This window comes from Dialister succinatiphilus YIT 11850 (genome assembly GCF_000242435.1).
Lineage (GTDB): Bacteria > Bacillota > Negativicutes > Veillonellales > Dialisteraceae > Dialister > Dialister succinatiphilus.
The window spans coordinates 1,215,888-1,238,315 of the sequence record NZ_JH591187.1; the positions used below are offsets into that span (position 1 = coordinate 1,215,888).

Genomic DNA, 22,428 nt, shown 5'->3' on the forward strand with positions numbered 1-22,428 from the left:
CATGAAATGCAAATCCCTCCGCCTCATCCAGGTGAGAAGCTTTCAGGACTACAAGGTGGAGCCCTCCCCGGGGCTCACCCTTTTCACCGGTCCCAACGGCAGCGGCAAAACGAACCTCATCGAAGCCCTGTCCTATGCCTCCACCGGAAAATCCTTCCGCACCGGAAGCGATGGGGAAATCATCGGTCTGGGGGAAGAGGAGGGCACCATACTGGTGGACTTTGAAGCAGGAAAAACGGTGCAGACCATTAAAATCAAACTCACCAGAAGCCAGGGAAAGAAAATCTTCCTGAACGACACGGCTATCCGTAAAAAGGAACTGCTGGGCCTGTTCCGCACCGTCCTCTTCACCCCTGATGAACTGCAGCTCATCAAAGGCGCTCCCCAGCTGCGCCGCCGTTTCCTGGACATGGAAATTTCCCAGGTATCCCCCCGGTACTACGAAGAATTTCTCCGCTGCACCAGGGCGGTGCAGCAGCGGAACAGCGCACTGAAAAACGCCCAGCTCACCGGCCGGAAACCGGACCTGGACATATGGGACATGCAGATCGCTGCCTCCGCTTCCTACCTGGTCAGGAAAAGACTGGAAACCATAGACCAGATGAACCGCATGGTGCCGGCCATGGAAGAAAGACTGACAGGAAACAAAGAAAGCCTCTCTATCCGCTACATCCAGCAGGGCAGCGACAGCCCCCGCTATGACATGGAATGGTTCTTAGAGCAGCTCTCCCGGAGAAGAGAAGAAGACGCCCGCTTCTGCCACACCTCCCTGGGACCCCACCGGGACGACCTCCGGTTCCTCTTGAACGGACTGGACATATCCGCCTACGGCTCCCAGGGCCAGCAGCGGACGGCCATCCTGTCCATGAAACTGTCGGAAATGGAATTCATCAGAAAAGAAACAGGGGAATACCCGGTGCTCCTTCTGGACGACATAGGAAGCGAACTGGACAGAAGCCGGCGGGCCGCCCTCCTTTCCTTCCTCACAGAACAGGACATTCAGACCCTGGTCACAGGGACGGAGAAAATGTTTGAAGGAGAAGGAAAAGTGGTGGCCCTGGGATAGCAGGCGGCGGTCGGGATCGGGACCTGGGCGGTGCTTTACCGTATTCCCGAAGGTTGACACGCCTTATGGACAAGCCCTGACGGGCTTGAGGGTTGACGGCCCGCTGGGCCGAAGGTTCTTAGGGGGCTTAAGTTTGACGCGCCTTTGGCGCGAGGGTTGTTGTAGGGCGCCTCTAAATTATAGAAGGCGCCCTCTTATGAAAAAACCTTTACAACCGCCCTGCGGGTGTCGGAAAACAGGCCAACCGCCCTGGCGGGCGAGGGAGATTCCTCCTTTGGTGGCTGGCGCCACCACCTTTCCCCCGCAAGCGGGGGCACAATAACTCGTGCTTACTGTAGAGCCATTTATGAAGAGAGTGTTTCGCGGTGTTTTATTCTGCCCCCTGCATAGGGGGAAGTCCGTCGAAGCCGGATAGGGGGAGGCGAGCGCAGTGAACCAATCCGCAGAATGTCTATCATGCCATATGACACTGAAAGCTAATCCCGTAACGCTGACTTTATAAGCATTGCCGCAGAGCGGCAATCCACAACCCTCGGCCCGAAGGGCCGTCAAACTTAAGAACCCTCCGGCCAAGGGCCGGTCCATCTTAAGAACCTTTTTCCACAACCCTTCTACACAACCTGCGGCGAAGCCGCCACCACCACCCTTTGAACCCGGGCCGCAGAGCGGCCCCATCCCAAACCATTGAGACACTCCTTTTTTCAAAAGGACTATGTACACAGAGAGAGCTGAGGGAGCTCCGAAGGGCCCTCCTTTTCCTTCCGGCAGGCGCCTATCCTTGAGGAACCGGCGGGAGAGAAGGAAACTTCTCATGACTCAGCCTCTCTTCGGTACCGACAACTGAAAAATTTCTGAAAAAACTCCTGAGGAAAAACCTGTCAGACATCACGGTGGCAATATGGCTTCGGCCGATCTTCTCTGACGACACAGATATTCCGCTTCGGCGGCTGCTCCTGGCCGATTCACTGAAGACGGTGTTCCTGAGTCCTACCATGCATCGGCATGGGACGAATCAGGAGTTTTTTACTGCAAAAAAACAGGCCCGGCGCTTTTTGGCGCCGGGCCTGTTTCACGTGAAACAATTTTTTATTCCATCATAGGAAGTGACCTCCCCTTGGCAGCTTCGCAGATGGACCTTGATTCTGAGCTTTCTGCATCTGCGCTGTGAGGCGCTTTAGTCCCATTTCTTCTGGGGCATGTGCTTCAGCATGTCTTCTGCTTCTTTTACCGTAATATCAGACAGAGGCCGGTGGAGGAGGAGGGAAAGAAGTTTTCTCTTTTCTTCATCTGCCGACTCTTTGCGAAAGATTTTTTCTTTGGCCCGATGAATGAGGATATCCCTTGCTTCTTCATAGAGGCTGTATTCGCAGGGGAGGATGGCGCGGACCTGCTGATAGGTGTAGTGGGGATTTTCCTTCAGAATGAGGATGACCTTGTTTTTCTTTGTTCTGGCCAGTTTCCGTTGGCAGGCAGGGCAGATGGGGGATGCAGGCGGGCAGAGGCTGCCGCAGATGGAGCAGGGGTGGTAGCCGTCGGCCAGTTCTCCCTTTCGGATTTTCAGCACTTCTTCCATCATTTCAGCAAAGGGGGCACGGACGGCCTCTTTTTTGACGTGACCTTTGACCCAGTTCTGTATCCAGGCTTCTTCTCCTTCGGAGAGGCTTTGGCTGTACCGTTTCTGTTCCTTTTCAATGGCCGAATTTACAGGATCCAGGGTGGTGAAGGGCTTGTAGGGCTTTTGGGGAGAACCGGCAAGGAATTTGATATCCGTGAAATAGCGGCCGATTTCATCTTTGGAAAGCTCTTTCAGAATGTCCGCCTTCATCATGAAAAGCTGCTGGAGGAAGGCGGAGTTGGTGACCCGGACGAAGAGGAGGGGGCCTTTGCAGCCGGAAATGTAGGATTCCTCCGCCATGAGGCTGCCTACGATTTTTTTCCACCTTTTCTGGAACAGGTAAAACTGGAAGCCCTTATTTCCGAAGAGCTTCTGCCTCACATCGGATTCCGTAAAGACTCCGGCAATGCTTTCCATGGTGCGGTACCTTTTTCCTTCCGGTTTCTTGTCTTCTTCCATGGCGCTCCTCCTTTCTGCTTTTATTATACTATGACTGATAAGGGTTAATAGAAATTCTTTTTATGCCGATAAAAGGACATGTGTTTTATAATAAAAGGAAGAGTGTGATTTTGATAGACAGGAGGATGCTGTGATGGATGAAATCAAAGATGGCAAAGTGAATATTGAGCGGTATCGTATCAAGGAAGGAACGAAAGTCAATCTGAAGAAATATTCCACGGCCTGCGATGTGGTCATTGACAAGGCCAAGGTGAAATCTCTTTATTTCCCGGAGGTCATTGAAAAAATGAAGGACCTGCAGGAAAAGCTGTATGCCCAGGATACTTACGGTCTCATCATCGTGCTCCAGGCCATGGATGCCGCCGGCAAGGACGGCACGGTGAACCATGTCTTCGCCAACCTGGATCCCGGCGGCGTGAAGGTGGTGTCCTTCAAGCAGCCCACCAGTGAAGAAAAAGACCATGACTACATGTGGCGTATCAACAAGGCCCTGCCGGAGCGGGGAGACATCGGCATTTTCAACCGGTCCCAGTACGAGGACGTCATTGTCACCCGCATTCACGACCTTATCCATAAGGGCCAGCTGCCGCAGGACCTGATTCACAAGGACTTCTGGGAAGAGCGGTATGAGCAGATTAACAACTGGGAAAAGTATCTGCACCAGAATGGTTTCCAGATGGTAAAAATCTTCCTTCATGTATCGAAGAAGGAACAGCAGCGCCGCCTTATGGACCGCATTATCAACCAGCAGAAGAACTGGAAATTCTCCATGTCCGATATTAATGAAAGACAGTACTGGGACCGGTATCAGGAACTCTATGAGGAAATGATTACCAAAACCTCCAAGGACATTTCTCCCTGGTACATTGTGCCGGCAGACAACAAGTGGTATACCCGCTACGTGGTGGCTCTCATTACCCTTGAGGCCCTGAAGAAAATCAATCCCCAGTTCCCGAAGCTGGCGCCGGAAGTACAGGAACAGCTGGAACAGTTCAAGAAACTCATTTCCGAAGTGGATATCAAATCGCTGGAAGAAATCAAGAATTCCATAGATAAGAAGTAAAAGGAGCAGCTGGCAGGGCAGGCTGCTGCATGGGATTTCCAAAGGCAAAAAGGGGCGGCGCTGACGGGGCAGGCTGCGTTTTCTCCGCTAAGGGGGAGAGAAAGGGCGGCCGGGGATATGCCATAGCCCGAAGGAAAATCGCTTTTACTGACAAATCATTTCCGCATCATAGGATTACAAGGAGAGAAACCATCATGGAAAATCAAGGGAATCAGGAATCTGTGCCGGAAAAGAAATATGACGGCCCTGTAAAAATCGATATTGACCGCTATCGGGCCAGGGAGGGGGAGAAAATCAATCTGAAGAAATTCCCTACGGCCTGCGATGTGAATGTGGATAAGGAATCAGTCAAAATGAGTGCCTTTCCCAAAGCACTGGAGGAGCTGAACCTGCTGCAGGCCAAGCTCTATGCCCAGAGCACCTACGGCCTCGTCATCGTCCTCCAGGCCATGGATGCCGCCGGCAAGGACGGCACTATCCGCCATGTCTTTTCCCATCTGGACCCCAATGGTGTCCATGTGGTGTCCTTCAAGCAGCCCACCAGCGAGGAAAAAGACCACGACTACATGTGGCGTATCAATAAAGCCCTGCCCCGGCGGGGAGATATCGGCATTTTCAACCGCTCCCACTACGAAGATGTGGTGGTGACCAGGGTGCATGACCTCATCCACCAGGGAAAGCTGCCGAAGAACCTGATTACGAAAAATATCTGGGATATCCGCTACCGCCAGATCCGGGACTGGGAACGGTACCTGGGGGAAAACGGTTTTCACATGATTAAGATTTTTCTTCATGTGTCGAAAAATGAACAGCGGGACCGCCTGGCCCAGCGGATTCTGAACAAAAAGAAAAACTGGAAATTCTCCATGGCCGATATTAACGAAAGACGGTACTGGGACCGGTACCAGGAACTGTACAGCGAAATGATATCTGCCACCTCCACCGAAGAAGCGCCCTGGTACATTGTGCCGGCAGACAACAAATGGTACACCCGCTACGTGGTCTCCCAGATCGTCATCCGGGCACTGAAGGACATTGCGCCGAAATTTCCGGAAATGTCAAAGGAAATCAGGGAACAGCTGGAAGAATTCAGAAAGCTCATCGAAAGCGGCAATGTGGGCATGATCGAAGAAATGGAAGACGTGCTGCAGAAGGAATAAACGATTCATAGAAAAACAGGATTCCCGAAGGTTTAAAGCCGCTTTTCGGGACTGGGACCTGGGCGGTGCTTTCCAGTATTCCCGAAGGTTGACACGCCCTTACGGGCGTGAGGGTTGAGCCAGCCGCCGGGCCTTTCGGCCCTGGGCTGCCAGGGTTCTGTCCGGGACCGGCTGACGCCTCCCGGACGGGTTGAGTGCTCTCGCCCTCGGGAGTTATATAGTATCGCTGCGCTGGCGAGGTACGGCGCCTTCGGCGCCATTTTTTATACCGCCTTTGGCGGCGAAAACCATACAACCGCCCTGCGGGCGTGGAAATGCATTCCCCCTTTGGTGGCTGGCGCCACCACCTTTCCCCCTCTTCGAGGGGGCACAACAACCCGTGCTTACTGTAGAGATACTTATGAAGAGAGTGTTTCGCGGTGTTTTATTCTGCCCCCTGAATAGAGGGAAGTCCGGCGCAGCCGGAAAGGGGGAGGCGAGCGCAGCGAGCCAATCCGCAGAATGCTTATCATACCATATGACACTGAAAGTAAATCCCGTAACGCTGACTTTATAAGCATTGCCGCAGAGCGGCAATGCTTATAAAGTCAGCGCCGCAGGCGCTGTCGCCCCCTGAGCGAAGCGAACACAACCCTTCTACACAACCTGCGGCGCCAGCAGCGCCCCTTTTTTACTTGCGGCGAAGCCGCCACCATAACCCTCGGCCCAAAGGGCCGTCAAACTTAAGAACCTTTAGAACCCTTGGGACGAAGTCCCGTCAACCCTCACGCCGCAGGCGTGTCCCATATGATATAATATCCATAAGACTGAATCCATGAATGTGTCAATTCGTGAGGTGAATGATATGAAAAAAATACTTCTTATGCTGGCCCTGGCGGCCTCCATTTCCGGTGCGGCCTATGCCTCTCCCCAGACTTCCTTCCAGAAGGGAGAAACGGAAGTGAATGTGGGCATGTGGGATGCATCTGCCCATTCCAACGGCTATAAATCAGACGGAGAATGGAATTTTCTTGGGGGCCTGACCTACGGCATCAATGATCGCTGGGCTGCCCAGTATCAGTACACCGGCCTTCATACGGACCATACCAATGGCAATATGAATGAAGTGAACGCCCTGTATTCCCTTCATCCCCAGGTGGCTGCCTTTGCCGGCTGGAACCGGATTTCCATGAAGGACTTCCCGGATCGCGCTTTCGGTTCTTCCGAGACCACCAATAACATTGCCCAGCTGGGTATCATTGCCCGGCAGCCGGTGAATGATGTGGTGGACGTATACGCCAAGGGCGCTGTAGGCACCGAATCCACCTCCCTGTGGGAAGCGGGCGTGAACCTGGCAGTGGACAAGAATGTAGACCTCAACGCCGGCTATCGCTACCTCAATACCCGGGGCGATGATGACCACAATGTTTCCTACAAGGGCTTCCTGGCAGGCCTGTCCTACCGCTTCGGCGGCAGCAATGAAACCCTGCAGCCTGTGGAAGAAGAAAAGAACTACGATTTTGAAGAAGAAACGGAACCGTCCACGGTGACTGTGAAGCCTGCTGCAGGAAAGGCGGACACCCAGGAAGTACCGGCTGATACTCCGGTGAAAGCTCCGGAAAATGATTACTACTTCAACAGCATTCATTTCAAGAGCGATTCTGCATCCATTGACGATGCCCAGAAGGCAAACCTGGACGCTTTCGTGGAAAAGGCGAAAGAAACGGGCCATACCTTCAAATTGGTAGGCCGTGCTGATGCTACCGGCAGTGCCGACTATAACAGGGATCTCTCTGCCCGCCGCATTGACAGCGTGAAACAGTACGCCCTGGACCATGGTGTGGATGCCTCCAAGCTGGTGGCCATGGTGAAGGGTTCGGAAGATGGAAGCGGAGCTGAAGGACGGCGCGTGGATATTTTCGAACATAAATAATGAATGAGAAATAAAAAATTCCTGTGAAATCAGATGGTTTCACAGGGATTTTTTATTTGGAAAAAGGTTCTTAAGATTGACCGGCCCTCCGGCCGGAGGGTTCGGAGGTTTGACGGCCCCTGCGGGCCGAGGGTTGTGGTATCGCCCCTTTGGGGCGATGAGTATATAATCAACGTTACGTGCTTTCCGGGGAAGTGAGAAAAAATGATAACTGATGGTCGGCGAAAAGGAGGCGGAAGTTTGGCTGACCGCAGTCCGGATATATGAATCTATGGGAATCATCCATAGCGCCCCTCAGGGATGGCAAAGAAACTGGATTTGCAGGGGAGCGAAGCGAGCCCATACCGCCAAGGGCGGTATATAAAATTCATCGCCCCTATGGGCGGTACCACAACCCTCGGCGGCCAAAGGTCGCTGTCAAACTTTAGAACCTTAAGAACCTTCGGCCCAAAGGGCCGTCAACCTTTCTCTTTAAAACTTCGGAACCCCTTTATTTATCCCATCAAGAGAGGAATCAGTTCTCTGGGGGACGAGACGATCACCCTGGCTCCGTGGGAAAGGAGGAAGGGACGGGTGCGGAAGCCCCAGTCCACGGAAATGCAGGGAAGCCCTGCGTTTTTCGCTGTTTCCAGATCCACTTCCGAATCGCCGATATACACAGCCTGGGCAGGGGAAACATGAAGGTCCTTCAGAATGGCCAGTACCATATCCGGCGCCGGCTTGCGCCGGATTTCCTTATGATTGCCCATGGCCCGGTCAAAGAGGCGGGGGAAAAGGGCGCGTTCCAGCACCTGCACATCCCGGTCATCCTTATTGGAAGCCACGGCAGTCAGAATGCCATGGTTCCGAAGGGCAGAAAGCACCTCCGGTATGCCTTCATAGGGCGCCGTCTTTTCCCGGCAGTGGGCGGCATAGCGGGGTACGAAAAGACTTTTCAGCCTCTTCACATCTTCCCCGGTAAAGTGATAGCGGGAAAAGGGGATGGAACTGCCTATGTATTCCAGCTCCTCCTCCGGGCAGCCCCCTTCCAGGGCCAGCACCTTCTCCATGTCCGCATCAATGCCGCATCCGAAACAGAGCTTGATTTTCTCCTCCGGGAAATCATGGCGCTTCCCCATTTTCTCAAGGGCATAGTTGGAAGCGGCCGTGAGGTCGCCGATGGTATTTAAAATGGTGCCGTCCATATCAAAAATAACTGCTTTATACATGGTATGTCTCCTTTATCAGTGAGCTGGCGGGACAGTGGGACAGCGGAACGAGTGGAACAGTGAGGCGGCTGGCCGCTATCCACTGTCGGCTTACCGCTGGCAGTCTTCCCGCCGACTGGGATTCTTTAGTGAGCTAGTGGGCTAGTGATCTGGTGAACTAGTGGACTAGTAAGTGTCACTATCTACATGTACCAGAATTCTTCGCCTGGGGTCAGGATGGTCGGTCGGCCAAATAAAAGGAAGGCCCTTTAATGTGCAGGCTAAGGGCCAACTTTGGCCGACTCGCGCATTCTATGCAGAATGCGCGCAAGTGAGGGCGGGAAGGCAATCCCGTAACGCAGATTTCATACTCATCGCCGCAAAGCGGCGATACCACCACCCTTTGAACCCTTTGAACCTTCTGAACCTTCTGAACCTTTTCCTTCACAACCCTTCTACACAACCTGCGGCGTCAGCCGCCACCGCAACCCTCGGGGCCAAAGGCCCCGTCAAACCTAAGAACCCTTGGGCCGAAGGCCCATCCATCTTAAGAACCCTTTTCCCCATTATATCCTTTCCTGTCATCATAAGGAAAAATAAATATAGTTATTTTCGGTTCATTTCTTATTGTTTGCTTGCCTTGGATTCTGCTATAATGCTTTTGAAAAATATTTGAGGATTCATAGGAAAGAAGGATAATATCATGAATCTCACAACCCTTCATGCCGCTATCATCCTGTTTACGGTGGCCCTGGTCATCGGCATCGGTATTTATCATTCCCGGTCCATCAAGTCCGCTGCCGGCTACAGTGTAGGCGGCAGGAGCGCCGGGGTGCCTCTGGTGGCAGGCAGCATTGCGGGCACCGTGGTAGGCGGCGGCGCTACCATCGGTACGGCGCAGCTGGCTTTTAATTTCGGCCTCTCTGCCTGGTGGTTTACGCTGGGAAGCGGGATTGCCTTTATTCTGATGGGTCTTTTCTATGCCCGCCGCATGAGGGGCACGGGGCTGGAAACTATTCCCCAGTTTCTGTCTCTCAATTATGGAAAGAAGGCAGAGGAGCTTTCTTCCGTGATTTCATCCATTGGCATTCTTTTTTCCGCCGTGGCCAGCTGTCTGCCGGGTATTGAAATCATTTCCAGTCTGTCGGGGCTGGATCCGGTGATTTCATCGGTGCTTCTCATTGTCATGGTCATTGGGTATACCTTTTTCGGCGGCATGAAGAGTGCGGCAGTAGGGGGCATTATGAAAATGGTCATTATCTGGGTGTCCCTTTTTGTGGCAGGCTTCGAAGCCATGGAATCTCTCTACGGCACTCCGGAATGGGCTTCTCTTCCAGCCGCGGACATGGACCTTTTCGGACGGGGCTTCGAGCTTTCCATGGCGAATCTGTTTTCCGTGATTGTAGGGGTTCTCTGCACCCAGACCTATATCCAGTGCATCTTCTCTGCCAGCACACCGGTGACGGCGGCCTTCGGATGCTTTGCGGCAGCCCTCATTGTCATTCCGGTAGGTCTTCCCAGCGTGGCCATCGGCATGTACATGCATGCCTTTGATCCAAACGTATCACCGATTCTGGTTCTCCCGTCTTATCTGATTAATCACAGCTCCACCCTCATCGGCGGTCTGGCCATGGGCGGCATCCTTCTTTCCCTCATCGGCAGCATCGGCGGCCTGTCCCTGGGCATTGGCACCATGATTTCCCATGATATCATCATGCCTATTACAAAAATCACCGATGATCTGAAGCTGCTGAAGGTGACGAAATTGACGGTACTGGCTGTCATGATTCTGGCCTGCCTCATTTCCATTGCCAACAGGGGCTCGGAAGTGCTTTTCTGGAATTATCTCTCCATGGCCCTTCGCGGCGGCGGCATTTTCATCCCCTTCACCCTGGCTGTTTTCCTGCCGGGTCATCTGACAAAGACCTGGGCCGTGATTTCCATGGCCGGAAGTACCCTGGCCGCTCTTCTGTCTGTCTTCATGGGTCTTCCTGTGGAGCCTCTCTTTGTGGGTCTCATAGCCAGTGTGATTTTCATTCTTCCGGGAATCCGGATAAAGAAGATACCGGGCACAAAGGATTACGGGCTGTAGAGTCATGGGTGGCGGGCAGCTGTATTCCCGAAGGTTGACGCGGCTTCGCCTTCCGGACAGGTTCTGAGGGCTCCGCCCTCGGGAGTTATGAAGTATTGTGGAGGTCCTGAATAGGACCTCCAAGTCAGCCAAAGTAGGCTCTTAGCCTGCCCATTAAAGGGCTTACCTATTGGTTGGCTGACCGTGCCCGCTAGGGAAGTACGGCGCCCCTGGGGGCGCCATTTTATATGCCGCTTCGCGGCAATAGCTGCATGGAACTCAGTCACATCCGCCGACAGGCGGATTATAATGGCGCCGGTAGGCGCCTACCTCGCCAGCGCAGCGATACTATATAACTACCCTGGGCCGCCAGGCCCTCAAACAGTCCGGGAGGCGTCAGCCGGTCCCGGACAGAACCCTGGCAGCCCAGGGCCGAAAGGCCCGGCGGCTGCCTCAACCCTCACGTCCGTAAGGGCGTGTCAACCTTCGGGAATACAGCCACCCGCCGCTCATGTGGCACAAAAACAAAAAAAGCCCCCGGATTACTCCGGGGACTTTTTTCATTGGTTTCAGGCTTCGATATCCACAGTATCCGGTCTGCCTGCATCATCAAGACCGAGATAAGCCACTTCTCTTACATGTCCGTCATAAGTGAGGGTTACATGATAATGGAAAGTCTGGCCATCGAAAATTTCATCGCCCAGCTGAATAGCTGTGGTATAGCTGTCCGGACGATATTCTCTGACTGTGTCGCCAACTACCGGGAACTGCAGGAAAATATATTCTGCACCCTGGTATGTTACGCTGCCGTAAACACGCTTCAGATCTGCTACAGCGTATTTATCAACGCCGCACACAACAATACTTTTTTCAGTTACTTCTGCCATGTTTATCACCTCTACGACCAATTTATAGCAACGAACCATTGCTATTTCCTTATATAGTTTACCACTTTTTCATGATAAACAGAAGATTTCCCGGGGAAATATTTCTTTTTTTCTGTAAAAAAAGGAAAATTCCTTTTATGGGAAGGAAATGGAAAGGTTTTTAAGTTCTGTCATTCTTTATGAAAGGATGGCATGAAGGTTTGAGAAAACCGTTCTTTACGGCTGTCCGGCGGCTTTTTTTTCATGGCTGCCATGGCCGTCGCAGACGCAGTGCAGCTTATTTTTGAAAATCTCGCCCATAATGGTGTGGAATTCCTTTAAGGCTTCAGGATTGAGGGAATAGAAAATATTCTTGCCGTCCCGGCGGTCAATGATGAGCCCGGACTCCACCAGCACCTTCATGTCATGGGACAGGGTGGGCTGGGTAATGGCAAAGGCTTTCTGCAGCTTGCAGGCGCACTGCTCCCGGCAGGAAAGCATATCCACGATTTTCAGCCTTTTAGGATCGGAAATGGCCTTCAGGATTTTGGCGGTATCAATGTAAATTTTTTCCATAAGATATCTGAACTCCTGTGATAAATAGAATTATTTCTATAGTGAGAGTATCAGAGATGAAAGAGTTTGTCAAATGGGAGAAGGGCCGCTATGAAATACAATGGAATCACATCACTCCCGTCATTTCGAGCGGAGTCGAGAAATCTCCCCGTTGAAAAGTTTCCTGCCGCTATGAAACACAATGGAGCCCCAGCGAGCAGGAAACCTCATATTTCTTTTAGAAATCATCGGCCCTTTTGCCCCTTTTATGTTATAATATAAAGGACTATCTATGAAAGGAAAAGACCATGGGAACTATCATCAGCATCATCAACCAGAAGGGCGGGGTAGGGAAGACTACCACGGCGGTGAACCTGTCGGCGTACCTGGCAGACAAGGGGAAAAAGACTCTTCTTATCGACGAAGATTCGCAGGGAAATTCAACCAGCGGTCTCAGCAGGTCTGTGACCTTTGACAAAAGCTTGTATGATGTACTGCTGAATGATACCTCTCCGGAGGAGGCGGTGGTGAAGACCGCCATCCGCAAGCTCCATCTTCTGCCGGCATCCATTGATCTGGCGGGGGCAGAAATCGAAATCGCGCCGCTGGCGGAGCGGGAGTCTCTTCTGAAGCGGAAAATCGAGCCGCTCCGGGAGCAGTATGATTACATCATCATCGACTGTCCTCCTTCTCTGGGGCTCATGACGCTGAATGCCCTGGTGGCTTCCGATTCCATTATCATTCCCATCCAGGCGGAGTTCTATGCCCTGGAAGGGCTGTCCCAGCTGGTGAAGACGGTGCAGGTGGTTTCCCGCAGGATGAATCCCCGTCTCCATATTCTGGGCATCCTTCTCACCATGTTTGACGGCCGGACGAACCTGTCCCTCCAGGTGGCGGAGGAAGTGAAGAAATATTTCGGTTCCAAGGTGTTCCGGACGGTGATTCCCCGGACAGTGAAGCTGTCGGAGGCGCCCAGTTTCGGAGAGCCGGTGCTGACCTATGCCCCCAAGTCCAAGGGTGCAGAAGCCTATAAGAAGCTGAGTCGGGAGGTTTTAAAACGTGAATAAGAAAAAATTGGGACGGGGCCTCGGCGAGCTTCTGGGAGATGCCCTGGATGATACAGGCAGGGTGATGGAAATTGCTGTCCGTGACATTTCCCCCAATCCCTGGCAGCCCAGACGGGATTTCCCGAAGGAATCCCTCACGGCGCTGGCGGAGTCCATTAAGGAAAACGGTCTCATCCAGCCGGTGGTGGTGAGGCAGAAGAAAAACGGCACCTATGAGCTGGCAGCCGGCGAAAGACGCTGGCGTGCGGCCAAACTGGCAGGCCTTGAGACTATTCCTGCCGTGACCCAGGACTATGATGACCGGTCCATGGCGGAAATGGCACTGGTGGAAAACCTGCAGCGGGAGGATTTGAATCCTGTGGATGAAGGCCTGGCATACCAGAAGCTCATGGACGACTACGGTCTCACCCAGGAAGACATTTCCCGGAAGGTGGGAAAGAGCCGGCCCTATGTGGCCAACATGGTGCGTCTTCTGGGACTGCCGGAGGAAGTGAAGGATTTCCTTTCCAAAGGACAGCTCACTGCCGGCCAGGCAAGGCCTCTTCTGGGGCTTGGAAGCGATGCGGAAAAAGTGCAGCTGGCCCGCCGCATTGTGAAAGAAGGACTCTCGGCCCGGCGGGTGGAAGAAATCATCCGGCAGGGCAGGGAATCGAAGAAAAAAGACAATCCGCCGCCGGCTGAAACCTTTATGAAGGCGGTGGAAGAAAAACTGGGTCTTTCTGTAGGATCCAAAGTACGTATACGAATAGGAAAGGGAAAGAATGCCCACAAAGGCACCATTTCTATTTCATTCAGCAATGACGAGGAATTTCAGCGCATTGCCGATATTCTGAATCAGAATCATAAGTCAAGATAGGTGGAGTTTCTGCGAATATGATTAATCCCAATGTATTCATGTATGCCGCTATCGGCGTAGTCATTGTAGTTTTCCTTTTTATTCTCCTGCAGTATGTACTGCTTAGAAATAAACTGAACCGTCTGGCCAAGAAATATAAATATTTCATGAACGGCGAAGATGGCGGTTCCATTGAGCTGAAACTGTCCACCGAAGTCAGGGAGCTTCGGGAAATGGTGGCTTCCTCTGAAAATATGCTTCATCAGCAGGAACTGCTGGCTACCATGCAGCTCCAGTCCTTCCAAAAGGTGGGTCTGGTGCGCTATGATGCCTTCGATGATACGGGAGACAAGCTGTCCTTCTCCCTTACCGTGCTGGACGGGAAGAATAACGGCTTCATCCTGTCTTCCCTGGCCGGTCATGATACCTCCCGCATTTACGCCAAGAAAGTAGTGAACGGCCAGTGCCGGGAAGCCCTTTCTTCGGAAGAAGCGGAAAGTATCAATATCGCTCTGGATACCCTGATGCCCGATATGGCAGAAGAAGCAGGAAATCAGGCAGCCCCTGTTTCTCCGGAATCCAAGCCCCAGCAGCATAAGATCGATACCGCTAAGGGACGGTAAAAGGCACTGCCTTTGACGGCTATGGGCTGTATGAATCCTATGAGCCTCATGTAATCGGGAATACCTTAAGGTACCCCAAGTCTACAATGTAACCTCCGGAATATGGGGATACTTCCGGCAGTTGATTTCAGATAAAAGGTAATCCATGAAAAAGACACTGAATAAAGACACAGGAGAAGTGACCTTCTCCTTTACAGACAAAGAAATCAAAAAACTGAAAATCCTATCCCTGGCAGGCGCGGCTGTTTTCGTCCTGAGCCTGGGCACAGCGGTGTATGCCGCTGTTTCCATGAACTCCCTGAAGAGCGAAAATGAGCTCTATAAGAACCAGCTGAAAATGGCGGAAGAAAAAATGAACGCCCTGTCCGATAAGACGAAAACCATTGAAAAACTGTCCTCCCAGCTGCAGGATATGATTAAAGCCAATAACAACGGCGCAGGACAGAATATTTCTGCTTCTGGTGAAGGCGGCCAGGGCGGTGCTTCCACAGTGCCCGATAAAGCAAGGGATGTGAAGGCCTCGGAACATGACAATGGAGCAGAGGATGGAGACAGTGAAATTTCCACCCCCGGCCAGCTGCTGAGCAGCATGAGGAAGCTGGATAAACGGCTGGACAGCCAGATTAAAACCATGATCGTCCTCCGGGAAAAGCTGATCAATGAAACCTATGGCATGCAGGCTCCGCTCCTCCATACCTCTTCCACCACCCCTGATATGTGGCCGGTGAAGGGCACCATTTCCAGTACCTACGGCTTCCGGTCAAGTCCCGGCGGCATCGGCTCTACCTACCATGAAGGCATTGATATTGCTGTCGATTACGGCAGTCCCATCGAAGCCACCGCCTCCGGCGTGGTAACCCAGGCCGGCTGGGTGGGAGGCTATGGCAATCTGGTAGAAATCAAACACGATGGCGGTCTTGTTACCCGCTACGGCCATAACTCCGCCCTTCTGGTGTCCGTGGGACAGCAGGTGGAACAGGGCACCGTCATCGCCCTGGCCGGCAGCACAGGAAACAGCACCGGTCCCCACTGCCACTATGAAGTAAGGATTAACGGCGACGCCGTGGATCCTACCTACTTCCTGCCTGGAAACTATTGATAAAAACGCAGCGCGTCATAGAGACGGGCTGCGTTTTTTAGAAATGTTTCACGTGAAACAATAGGGCCGCTCTGCGGACCGGGTTTATAAGGGAAGGTTCTTAAGATGGATGGGCCTTCGGCCCAAGGGTTCTTAAGTTTGACGGCCTTGCAGGCCGAGGGTTGTGGTGGCGGCTGACGCCGCAGTTTTTAATGCCGCCTGCGGCGGCAAAAGCCGAAAACCAAACAACCGGGCCTGGGGCCCGTTGGAAATGCACTCCTTCTGCCTGCGGCATCTCCCCCGGCGGGGGAGATTTGCTCTGCGCTTACTTTAGTGCTGACTTAAACAGCTCAACCCATAGCGGAGAATAAAGTCCCCCCAGGGCGGTTGTATGGTTTTTATCATATAATTTGGCGCCTTTTATAATTTAGAGGCGCCTACCACAACCATCAGCGGCATAGCCGCTGTCAAACTTAAGAACCCTCGGGGCCACAGCCCCGTCAAACTTTAGAGCCCTCACGCCGCAGGGCGTGTCCATAATGGCGCCCACAAAAACCCTCGCGCCAAAGGCGCGTCAAACTTAAGCCCCTTAAGAACCTTCGGCCCGAAGGGCCGTCAACCCTCAAGCCCCAAAGGGGCGTGTCCATTTGAACCCTCAAGCCTCAAATACGATTTCCAAAGGAGACCTTTATGACTGATACCATCGAACAAGCACAGCAGTTTCTTCTGACAGGCGATTTCTCCGCCTCCCTGGCCATGTATAACCGTATATACAACGATTCTGACAGTGATGAAGACAGAGGCACCGCTGCGGCCATGCTGTCCCATATGTATGGATGCAGTATGACAGGGGAGGTAAACGACCGGCTGGCCGACGATTTCCTGGCCAAAGCCGTCAGGCTCGAAAGTCCTCTGGGCCTCTTTCTGGTGGAATCCAAAGATCCCGATATTTCATCGGCTGAGTTTGAGAGGCTGGTGAAAAAGCTGAAAAAGCTGGCAGATCAGGGAAATACCTTGGCCATGATAGAGATGGGACTCATGTTTGAATACGGCTACCACCGGAGAGTGAATCTGAAAAAAGCGCTGGTCTGGTATGAAAAGGCCGCATCCCTGGGCCATGTGGATGCCATGGTAAAGGCCGGATGGATTTGGGAGAGTCACAGTTTCAAGGACCATGATGACCATAAGGCCTTTCTCTGGTATCTGAAAAGTGCGGCCATGGCCTATGGAAACGGCGAGTGCCAGCTGGGCTTCTGCTATCGTGATGGCATCGGTACTGGGAAGGATATGGACCGGGCCCTCATCTGCCTTGAAAAAGCAGCGTCCCATGGATCTGCCGAAGCAGCCATGCTGCTCTATAAAATCTATTCCGGTGAAGGGGCAGAAGGGGAAGAAGATCTTGAGCTCCGCGATAAGGAAAAGAGCTTTTCCTATTTGAAGATGGCCGCCAAGCAGGGGGAAAGCGAAGCTCTCATGCGTCTGGGTCATATGTATTATCAGGGGGAAGGGACAGAGGCGGATACGGAAAAAGCGATTGAGTGCTATGAGAAAGCCTGGAACGCTGGAAATCCCATGGCCGGTACCATGCTGGGTCTCATTTACATCTATGGCTTCGACGATGAGGAGAGTGCAAAAAAGGGGATTTCCTACTTTTATCAGGCAGGTCAGGAAGGTGACATTGATGCATTCCGGGAAATGGCTCTCTGCATCCTTTATGGCCGGCGTATACCAAAGGACGAATCCCAGGGACTTGCCATACTGAAAAAGCTGGCAGAAGAAAATGAGCCCCTCAGTATAACTGCTCTGGGCAACTGGTATATGAATCAGAAAGAGCCGGACAAAGCCCTGCCATACTTCCGCAGAGCAGCGGACATGGGTGAACCGAATGCGGAATTTGCCCTGGGATACTGCTACTTCTCCGGCACCGCCGTTCCCAGAAACCTTAGAAAAGCACAGGAACTGTTTCAGCGGGCTGCCCTGAAGGGACAGAAAGAGGCAGAAAAGGAATTGAAAATCCATTTTTCATAAAACACGGCGGCGTCATGCCGCCCCGTCATTTCGAGGGTCGGAAGCGGAGCCCCGAAATCCAGCGGCAAAAAGTTTCCTGTGGGTAAGAAGCACAGCGGTGCCCCGCCGGGGAGTAAACTTTTTAGATTACCAAAAGGAGCCAAACCATGACAGAAGGAGAAAGTCTGTTTTTACAGGGAAAAATTGATGAAGCCTATGAAGTGCTGGAAAAAGAGAAAACAGGACGGGCCCTCTATCTGTTAGGCCTCATAGAACGGGAAGGCTATGGCCACCGGAAGGCGGACGAAGAGAAGAGCCGTCAATTCTTTGAAGAAGGAAAGAAACAGGGCGACCCTCTCTGCAGCGTGGCCCTGTTCCAGGGAGAAACGGGAAAGACTATGTGGGACACGGTGAACCAGGATTTCTCCCGGGTCCTTCTTTCCGCCAACCATGGCGACGTACTGGCTATGGACGAAGCCGGCCTTTTCTACATCGGAGGCGGCGTCATTCTGGACTACGAAGAAGGAGTGAAATGGCTGGCCAAAGGCGCTTTCTATGAATACTGGAAAGCCCTCTATGACCTGGGCATGTTCTACTATGAATTCAACACCAACGCCGACAGCGAAGAAAAAGCTATGGTCTGCTTCAAGAAGGCAGCAGAATTTCATGACAAAGAAAGCCAATACATGCTGGGTCTTATGCTGGCCATGAAAGCCAGGACGGAAAAAGACATGAGTGAAGCTGTTTCATGGATGGAAAAATCCTGGGAGGAGGGAAACGAAGAGGCCGCCCTGTTTCTGGGGAAACTGTATGAAGGAACCGTAGATACAGACATAGAAATGGCTCCTTCGCCGGAAAAGGCAAGAGCCTGGTTTGAAAAAGCGGCGGCTAAAGGAAATGGAGAAGCCCTGGCAGAACTGGCCTTCTTCTACGAAAAGGGCATCACCGTACACAAAGACAGCCAAAAAGCGGCAAACCTTCTGAAAGACGCCGTGGGCTGCGGCTATGACGAAGCCCTTTTCTCCCTGGCCCTTCATTACCTGGACGAAGGAAAAGAGGACGAGGCCCTGCCATACATGGAAGCCGCCGCAGCCAAAGGAGAAGAACGGGCCCTCTACCTGGCAGGCATGATGTACCTCTATGGCAAAGGAACAGAACCGGACAGAGAAAAAGGCATAGACTACCTGCGGGAAGCAGAACTCCATGGCTCGAAGGAAGCAGCGGAAGAATTAAAGAAACAGGGGATTTATGAAATATAGCGGGCCTGCGGCTGCTGTCGGGATCGGGACCTGGGAGGTGCTTTCCAGTATTCCCGAAGGTTGACACGCCTTATGGACAAGCCCTGACGGGCTTGAGGGTTCAGGCGCCTTTCGGCGCCCGGGTTCTATGGTCCGTGTGCTGCGCACCGGACCATGGGTTCAGCCCACAGAGCGGGCTGGTTCAGAAGGGAGTTTGATATGCCGCCTGCGGCGGCAGGAAAACCATACAACCGCCCTGCGGGCGTCGGAAAACAGGCCAACCTCGCTCCGCTCGAGGAAATGCATTCCCCCTTTGGTGGCTGGTGCCACCACCTTCCCGTCCCGTTGGGAAGCGTGTCACTTGATTCTCAGTCGCCTACGGCTCTTTGCGAATCAAGTTCCCTTGCCACCACTTCGTGGTGGGACTATGGATGCTTAACCATGGGGCGAAGTCTCTACAGGAAAGCATGGAGCAGTTTATTCTGTCCCCCGGATGGGGTGGCAAGGGAACACGATTCGTAAGGGAGCAAAGCGACCTGAGAATCGTGTGACACGCTTTCCCGTGGAGAAAGTCCGGCGCAGCCGGATAAGGGGGAGCCGCGCAGCGGCTAATCACCAGAATGCTTATCATACCATTTGATATAGAAAGCCAATCCCGTAACGCTGACTTCATACTCATCGCCCGAGAGGGCGATACCACCACCCTCGGCCCGAAGGGCCGTCAAACTTAAGAACCTTTAGAACCATCGGGACGAAGTCCCGTCAACCCTCACGCCGCAGGCGTGTCAATATATCCACAAGAAACGAGGAATCACAATGACGGAATTAGAAAATGCCGAAAAATTATTTCAGTCCTATAAAGTAAAAGAAGCATACCCTCTCTTCCAGAAGCTGGCAGGGGAAGGACAGAGCCGGGCCCTTTATTTTCTGGCGCTTTATGAGCAGTATCCTCTGGATGTGGTTTCTCCGGACCCCAAAGAAGCCATACGAAAAGCGCTTGAAGGCGCCCGGGCCAATGATGGGCTCTGCGGCGTTTTCTGCATGCTCCACTACGACCTGTTGAGCCATGAGGAATTCCATGAAATTATGGATGCTAAAGAAAAGTGGATAGACGCTGCTAAAAAGGAAAGCGATGTATTTGCCCTGGAAGCCCTGGGCTGCCTCAGCGTGGTGCATGGGGAAACAGCCGAAGAGGTACATACGGGCCTTCATCTGTTGGAAGCAGCTGCCCTGCAGGGGTACTGGAAAGCCTGGAATGACCTGGGCCAGTTCCATGACCGCCATGTGAAGGATAACAATCCTCTCCTGAAACCCTATATTGACGATAAAAAAGCCATTTCCTGCTATCGGAAATCCATGGAAGCCGGCTATCCGGACAGTATGAACCGCCTGGCCTATTTCTATTACCTGGGCGACGGTATGCCGAAGGATGAAAAGGAAGGCATTCGCCTCTTTAAGAAAGCCTTTTCCAAAGGCCACCTGAAGGCAGGCACCGCCCTGGGCATGCTCTATCTCTTTGATGAAAAAGGGGGGAGCAAAAAAGAAGGCTTCCGGTATACGAAGAAGGCGGCCGAAGGGGGAGAGCCTACTGCCATGGGCAATCTGGCCAACTGCTACTACTATGGCAATGGCACGAAAAAAGACCGGCGCCTGGCCAAAGAATGGTATGGCAGAGCCTCCGATGCCGGCATGGACTCCTCCACCACCCAGCTGGGAGTCATGTATCATGAAGATGGACATGATGATAAAGCCTTTGCCCTTTTCAAAGAGGCCGCAGACCGGGGATTTCCGGAAGCCATGGGCTGGCTGGCCGCCTGCTATCAGTACGGCTATGGTACAGAGGTAAACAGTCTGGCCGCTGTGCAGTGGCTGGAAAAAGCGGCCTCCCTGGGAAGCCGGGAAGCAGAACAGGCCCTGCAGTATCTCTATAACGAAATTAAAGGAATGAAATCATGAAATCCCTGATTGGTAAAAATTCTTCGAAAATCATAGCAGCTGCCCTTCTGGCCCTGTCCTTTTCCCTTCCTGTTTCAGCACAGGATGGATCTATAGAAGACCAGCTCCTCCAGAGTGCCCTGGCTGCGGGCAGGGAAGAAGGGGCCCTTCCTTCCCAGATAGAAGAAAAGACGGGACCCCAGGAAAAGCTCATCCTTCTTACCTGGCAGGAAGATCCGGAATCAGTGCGCTACGAAGTGGAAATTTTCCGGGGACTGCCGGAGAACCTGGACCGGAACAGCCCGGTGGAAAAACATCTGTACGATAACCAGCGCATTTATACGAACCAGGTTCTGGTGGACCTGTCCACCTTCCCGCCGGGAGAAGCGCCCCTCTACTGGCGGGTGCGGCCCATTGACGCCAACTGGGAAGGCATGGGACCTTTTTCCTCGCCCATGGAAGTAAGAAGCACCATGAAGCCCATCATCAGGAACGCCCCCTATCCCCATGTGTACCGTCCGGGGAACGGCTCCACCCTTCTTTATCCCGTCTATTCCTATGCAGGAAATCCGGGCGCTGTGAAATATGAAGTGGAAGTGACGGACCAGTATCCGGAAAACAGGGACGGCACAGGACCTTCGAAATACAGGGTATTTTCCAAAGAAACCAGCCTGTCCAACGTATATGATGATAATCCGCGCATTGGCACCTTCTACTGGCGGGTCAGAGGCATGGATGAAAATGGAAATCCCCTGGGCATCTGGAGCCTTCCGGAAAAAGTGCGCACCAATCCGGAAGAGCATTTCGAAGTGGGCATTTTCGGCGACAGCATTACCCAGGGCGGCGGCCACCTGTACCACAGTCCGGCCGATATGGCCTACAGCTATGTGACCTACCTGGACTTTCCGGCTGTCAATATGGGCAGAAGCGGCGACACCACGGAAATGATGGAAGACCGCTTTGACCGGGACGTACTGCCTTTCCATGTGAAATACCTTCTCATCATGGGCGGCATCAATGATCTTCGCATGGGTGCAGACCCCCAGAAAGTCATCGGTCATCTGGAAGCCATCCGGAAAAAATGCATAGAACACCATATTGTGCCCATTCTTCTCACCATCGTTCCCATCAACCCGGAAAACATACAGAAATACTACGGCGACGTCACCTACAGCGGCTGGAAGGAATCGGTGGACACCGTGAACAGCTGGATCCGCACCCAGCCCCATATAGATACGGCCGCTCCCTTTGCAGACTACCCCGTCATGCCGGGAGAACTGGCCATGGACGGCATCCACGGAGACTGGAACGCCAAGCAGATGATAGCTGGAGAAATCAACAGGCACATGGGAGAGTTTATGAAATAGTGAGCCTGTGGCGCGGTCGGGATCGGGACCTGGGCGGTGCTTTCCAGTATTCCCGAAGGTTGATACGCCTTATGGACAAGCCCCTTTGGGGCTTGAGGGTTCTAAAGTTTGACGGGGCTATTGCCCCGAGGGTTCTAAAGTTTGACAGCGGCTCTGCCGCTGAGGGTTGTAGTATGGCGCCTTTTAATTGATAGAAGGCGCCAGTTTGTATGAAATCTTTAAAACTTGCGGCGAAGCCGCCACCACAACCCTCGGCCCGAAGGGCCGTCAAACCTAAGAACCTTAAGAACCCTCGGGACGAAGTCCCGTCAACTCTCACGCCGC

The 22,428-nt window shown here is 52.8% G+C and carries 17 protein-coding genes; 13 read left to right on the plus strand and 4 right to left on the minus strand.

Annotation, left to right across the window (positions count from 1 at the left end; all coding sequences use genetic code 11):
• Position 1 precedes the first annotated feature (1 nt).
• On the plus strand, positions 2 to 1,066 hold the full coding sequence (gene recF, locus HMPREF9453_RS05250) for a DNA replication/repair protein RecF (protein ID WP_008859522.1): 1,065 nt from the start codon (positions 2 to 4) through the stop codon (positions 1,064 to 1,066).
• A gap of 1,174 nt (positions 1,067 to 2,240) precedes the next feature.
• On the opposite strand, the gene HMPREF9453_RS05260 is transcribed toward recF, so the two are convergent.
• Positions 2,241 to 3,140, minus strand: coding sequence for a DciA family protein (locus tag HMPREF9453_RS05260; protein ID WP_008859524.1), 900 nt, complete (start codon positions 3,138 to 3,140; stop codon positions 2,241 to 2,243).
• 133 nt (positions 3,141 to 3,273) lie between these two features.
• Between HMPREF9453_RS05260 and HMPREF9453_RS05265 the strand changes: the two genes are divergently transcribed.
• The 3 genes from HMPREF9453_RS05265 to HMPREF9453_RS05275 all read left to right on the plus strand — a co-directional run bounded on the left by HMPREF9453_RS05265 (position 3,274) and on the right by HMPREF9453_RS05275 (position 7,275).
• Entirely contained in the window at positions 3,274 to 4,203 is a 930-nt protein-coding gene (locus tag HMPREF9453_RS05265) for a PPK2 family polyphosphate kinase (RefSeq protein ID WP_008859525.1), read from the plus strand.
• Positions 4,204 to 4,232: 29 nt separating this feature from the next.
• Positions 4,233 to 5,363, plus strand: coding sequence for a polyphosphate kinase 2 family protein (locus HMPREF9453_RS05270; RefSeq protein WP_232217321.1), 1,131 nt, complete (start codon positions 4,233 to 4,235; stop codon positions 5,361 to 5,363).
• Positions 5,364 to 6,207: 844 nt separating this feature from the next.
• Entirely contained in the window at positions 6,208 to 7,275 is a 1,068-nt protein-coding gene (locus HMPREF9453_RS05275; RefSeq protein WP_008859527.1) for an OmpA family protein, read from the plus strand.
• 494 nt (positions 7,276 to 7,769) lie between these two features.
• On the opposite strand, the gene HMPREF9453_RS05280 is transcribed toward HMPREF9453_RS05275, so the two are convergent.
• The gene (locus HMPREF9453_RS05280; RefSeq protein ID WP_008859528.1) at positions 7,770 to 8,483 is read right to left on the minus strand and encodes an HAD family hydrolase; all 714 of its coding nucleotides are present in this window, start codon (positions 8,481 to 8,483) and stop codon (positions 7,770 to 7,772) included.
• Positions 8,484 to 9,165: 682 nt separating this feature from the next.
• Here HMPREF9453_RS05280 and HMPREF9453_RS05290 point away from each other — a divergent pair.
• Positions 9,166 to 10,554, plus strand: a complete 1,389-nt coding sequence (locus HMPREF9453_RS05290; protein ID WP_008859529.1) for a sodium:solute symporter family protein — start codon at positions 9,166 to 9,168, stop codon at positions 10,552 to 10,554.
• Between the two features lie 548 nt (positions 10,555 to 11,102).
• Here HMPREF9453_RS05290 and HMPREF9453_RS05295 read toward each other — a convergent pair.
• Together HMPREF9453_RS05295 and HMPREF9453_RS05300 are read right to left on the minus strand one after the other, a co-directional pair.
• On the minus strand, positions 11,103 to 11,420 hold the full coding sequence (locus tag HMPREF9453_RS05295) for a glycyl-tRNA synthetase (RefSeq protein WP_232217322.1): 318 nt from the start codon (positions 11,418 to 11,420) through the stop codon (positions 11,103 to 11,105).
• 216 nt (positions 11,421 to 11,636) lie between these two features.
• Positions 11,637 to 11,975: an ArsR/SmtB family transcription factor gene (locus HMPREF9453_RS05300; RefSeq protein WP_008859531.1), complete on the minus strand. Its 339-nt coding sequence runs from the start codon at positions 11,973 to 11,975 to the stop codon at positions 11,637 to 11,639.
• 287 nt (positions 11,976 to 12,262) lie between these two features.
• Between HMPREF9453_RS05300 and HMPREF9453_RS05305 the strand changes: the two genes are divergently transcribed.
• From HMPREF9453_RS05305 to HMPREF9453_RS05340, 8 genes are all read left to right on the plus strand, one after another.
• Positions 12,263 to 13,021 (plus strand): ParA family protein, encoded by a 759-nt coding sequence (locus tag HMPREF9453_RS05305; RefSeq protein WP_008859532.1) that lies wholly within the window; start codon positions 12,263 to 12,265, stop codon positions 13,019 to 13,021.
• A complete protein-coding gene (locus HMPREF9453_RS05310; protein ID WP_008859533.1) occupies positions 13,014 to 13,877 on the plus strand; it encodes a ParB/RepB/Spo0J family partition protein in 864 nt (287 codons plus the stop codon). Before HMPREF9453_RS05305 ends, HMPREF9453_RS05310 begins: the two co-directional genes overlap by 8 nt.
• Positions 13,878 to 13,894: 17 nt before the next feature.
• Positions 13,895 to 14,479: a DUF4446 family protein gene (locus HMPREF9453_RS05315; protein ID WP_008859534.1), complete on the plus strand. Its 585-nt coding sequence runs from the start codon at positions 13,895 to 13,897 to the stop codon at positions 14,477 to 14,479.
• A 145-nt stretch (positions 14,480 to 14,624) separates the two neighbouring features.
• Positions 14,625 to 15,578 (plus strand): M23 family metallopeptidase, encoded by a 954-nt coding sequence (locus HMPREF9453_RS05320; RefSeq protein ID WP_008859535.1) that lies wholly within the window; start codon positions 14,625 to 14,627, stop codon positions 15,576 to 15,578.
• Positions 15,579 to 16,247: 669 nt separating this feature from the next.
• Positions 16,248 to 17,585, plus strand: coding sequence for a tetratricopeptide repeat protein (locus HMPREF9453_RS05325; RefSeq protein ID WP_008859536.1), 1,338 nt, complete (start codon positions 16,248 to 16,250; stop codon positions 17,583 to 17,585).
• A gap of 146 nt (positions 17,586 to 17,731) precedes the next feature.
• Positions 17,732 to 18,823 carry a tetratricopeptide repeat protein gene (locus tag HMPREF9453_RS05330; RefSeq protein ID WP_008859537.1) on the plus strand — a complete coding sequence of 364 codons (1,092 nt, stop codon included), beginning with the start codon at positions 17,732 to 17,734 and terminating at the stop codon, positions 18,821 to 18,823.
• 795 nt (positions 18,824 to 19,618) lie between these two features.
• Positions 19,619 to 20,758 (plus strand): tetratricopeptide repeat protein, encoded by a 1,140-nt coding sequence (locus HMPREF9453_RS05335; protein WP_008859538.1) that lies wholly within the window; start codon positions 19,619 to 19,621, stop codon positions 20,756 to 20,758.
• Positions 20,755 to 22,104 carry an SGNH/GDSL hydrolase family protein gene (locus HMPREF9453_RS05340; RefSeq protein WP_008859539.1) on the plus strand — a complete coding sequence of 450 codons (1,350 nt, stop codon included), beginning with the start codon at positions 20,755 to 20,757 and terminating at the stop codon, positions 22,102 to 22,104. Before HMPREF9453_RS05335 ends, HMPREF9453_RS05340 begins: the two co-directional genes overlap by 4 nt.
• Positions 22,105 to 22,428: the final 324 nt, after the last annotated feature.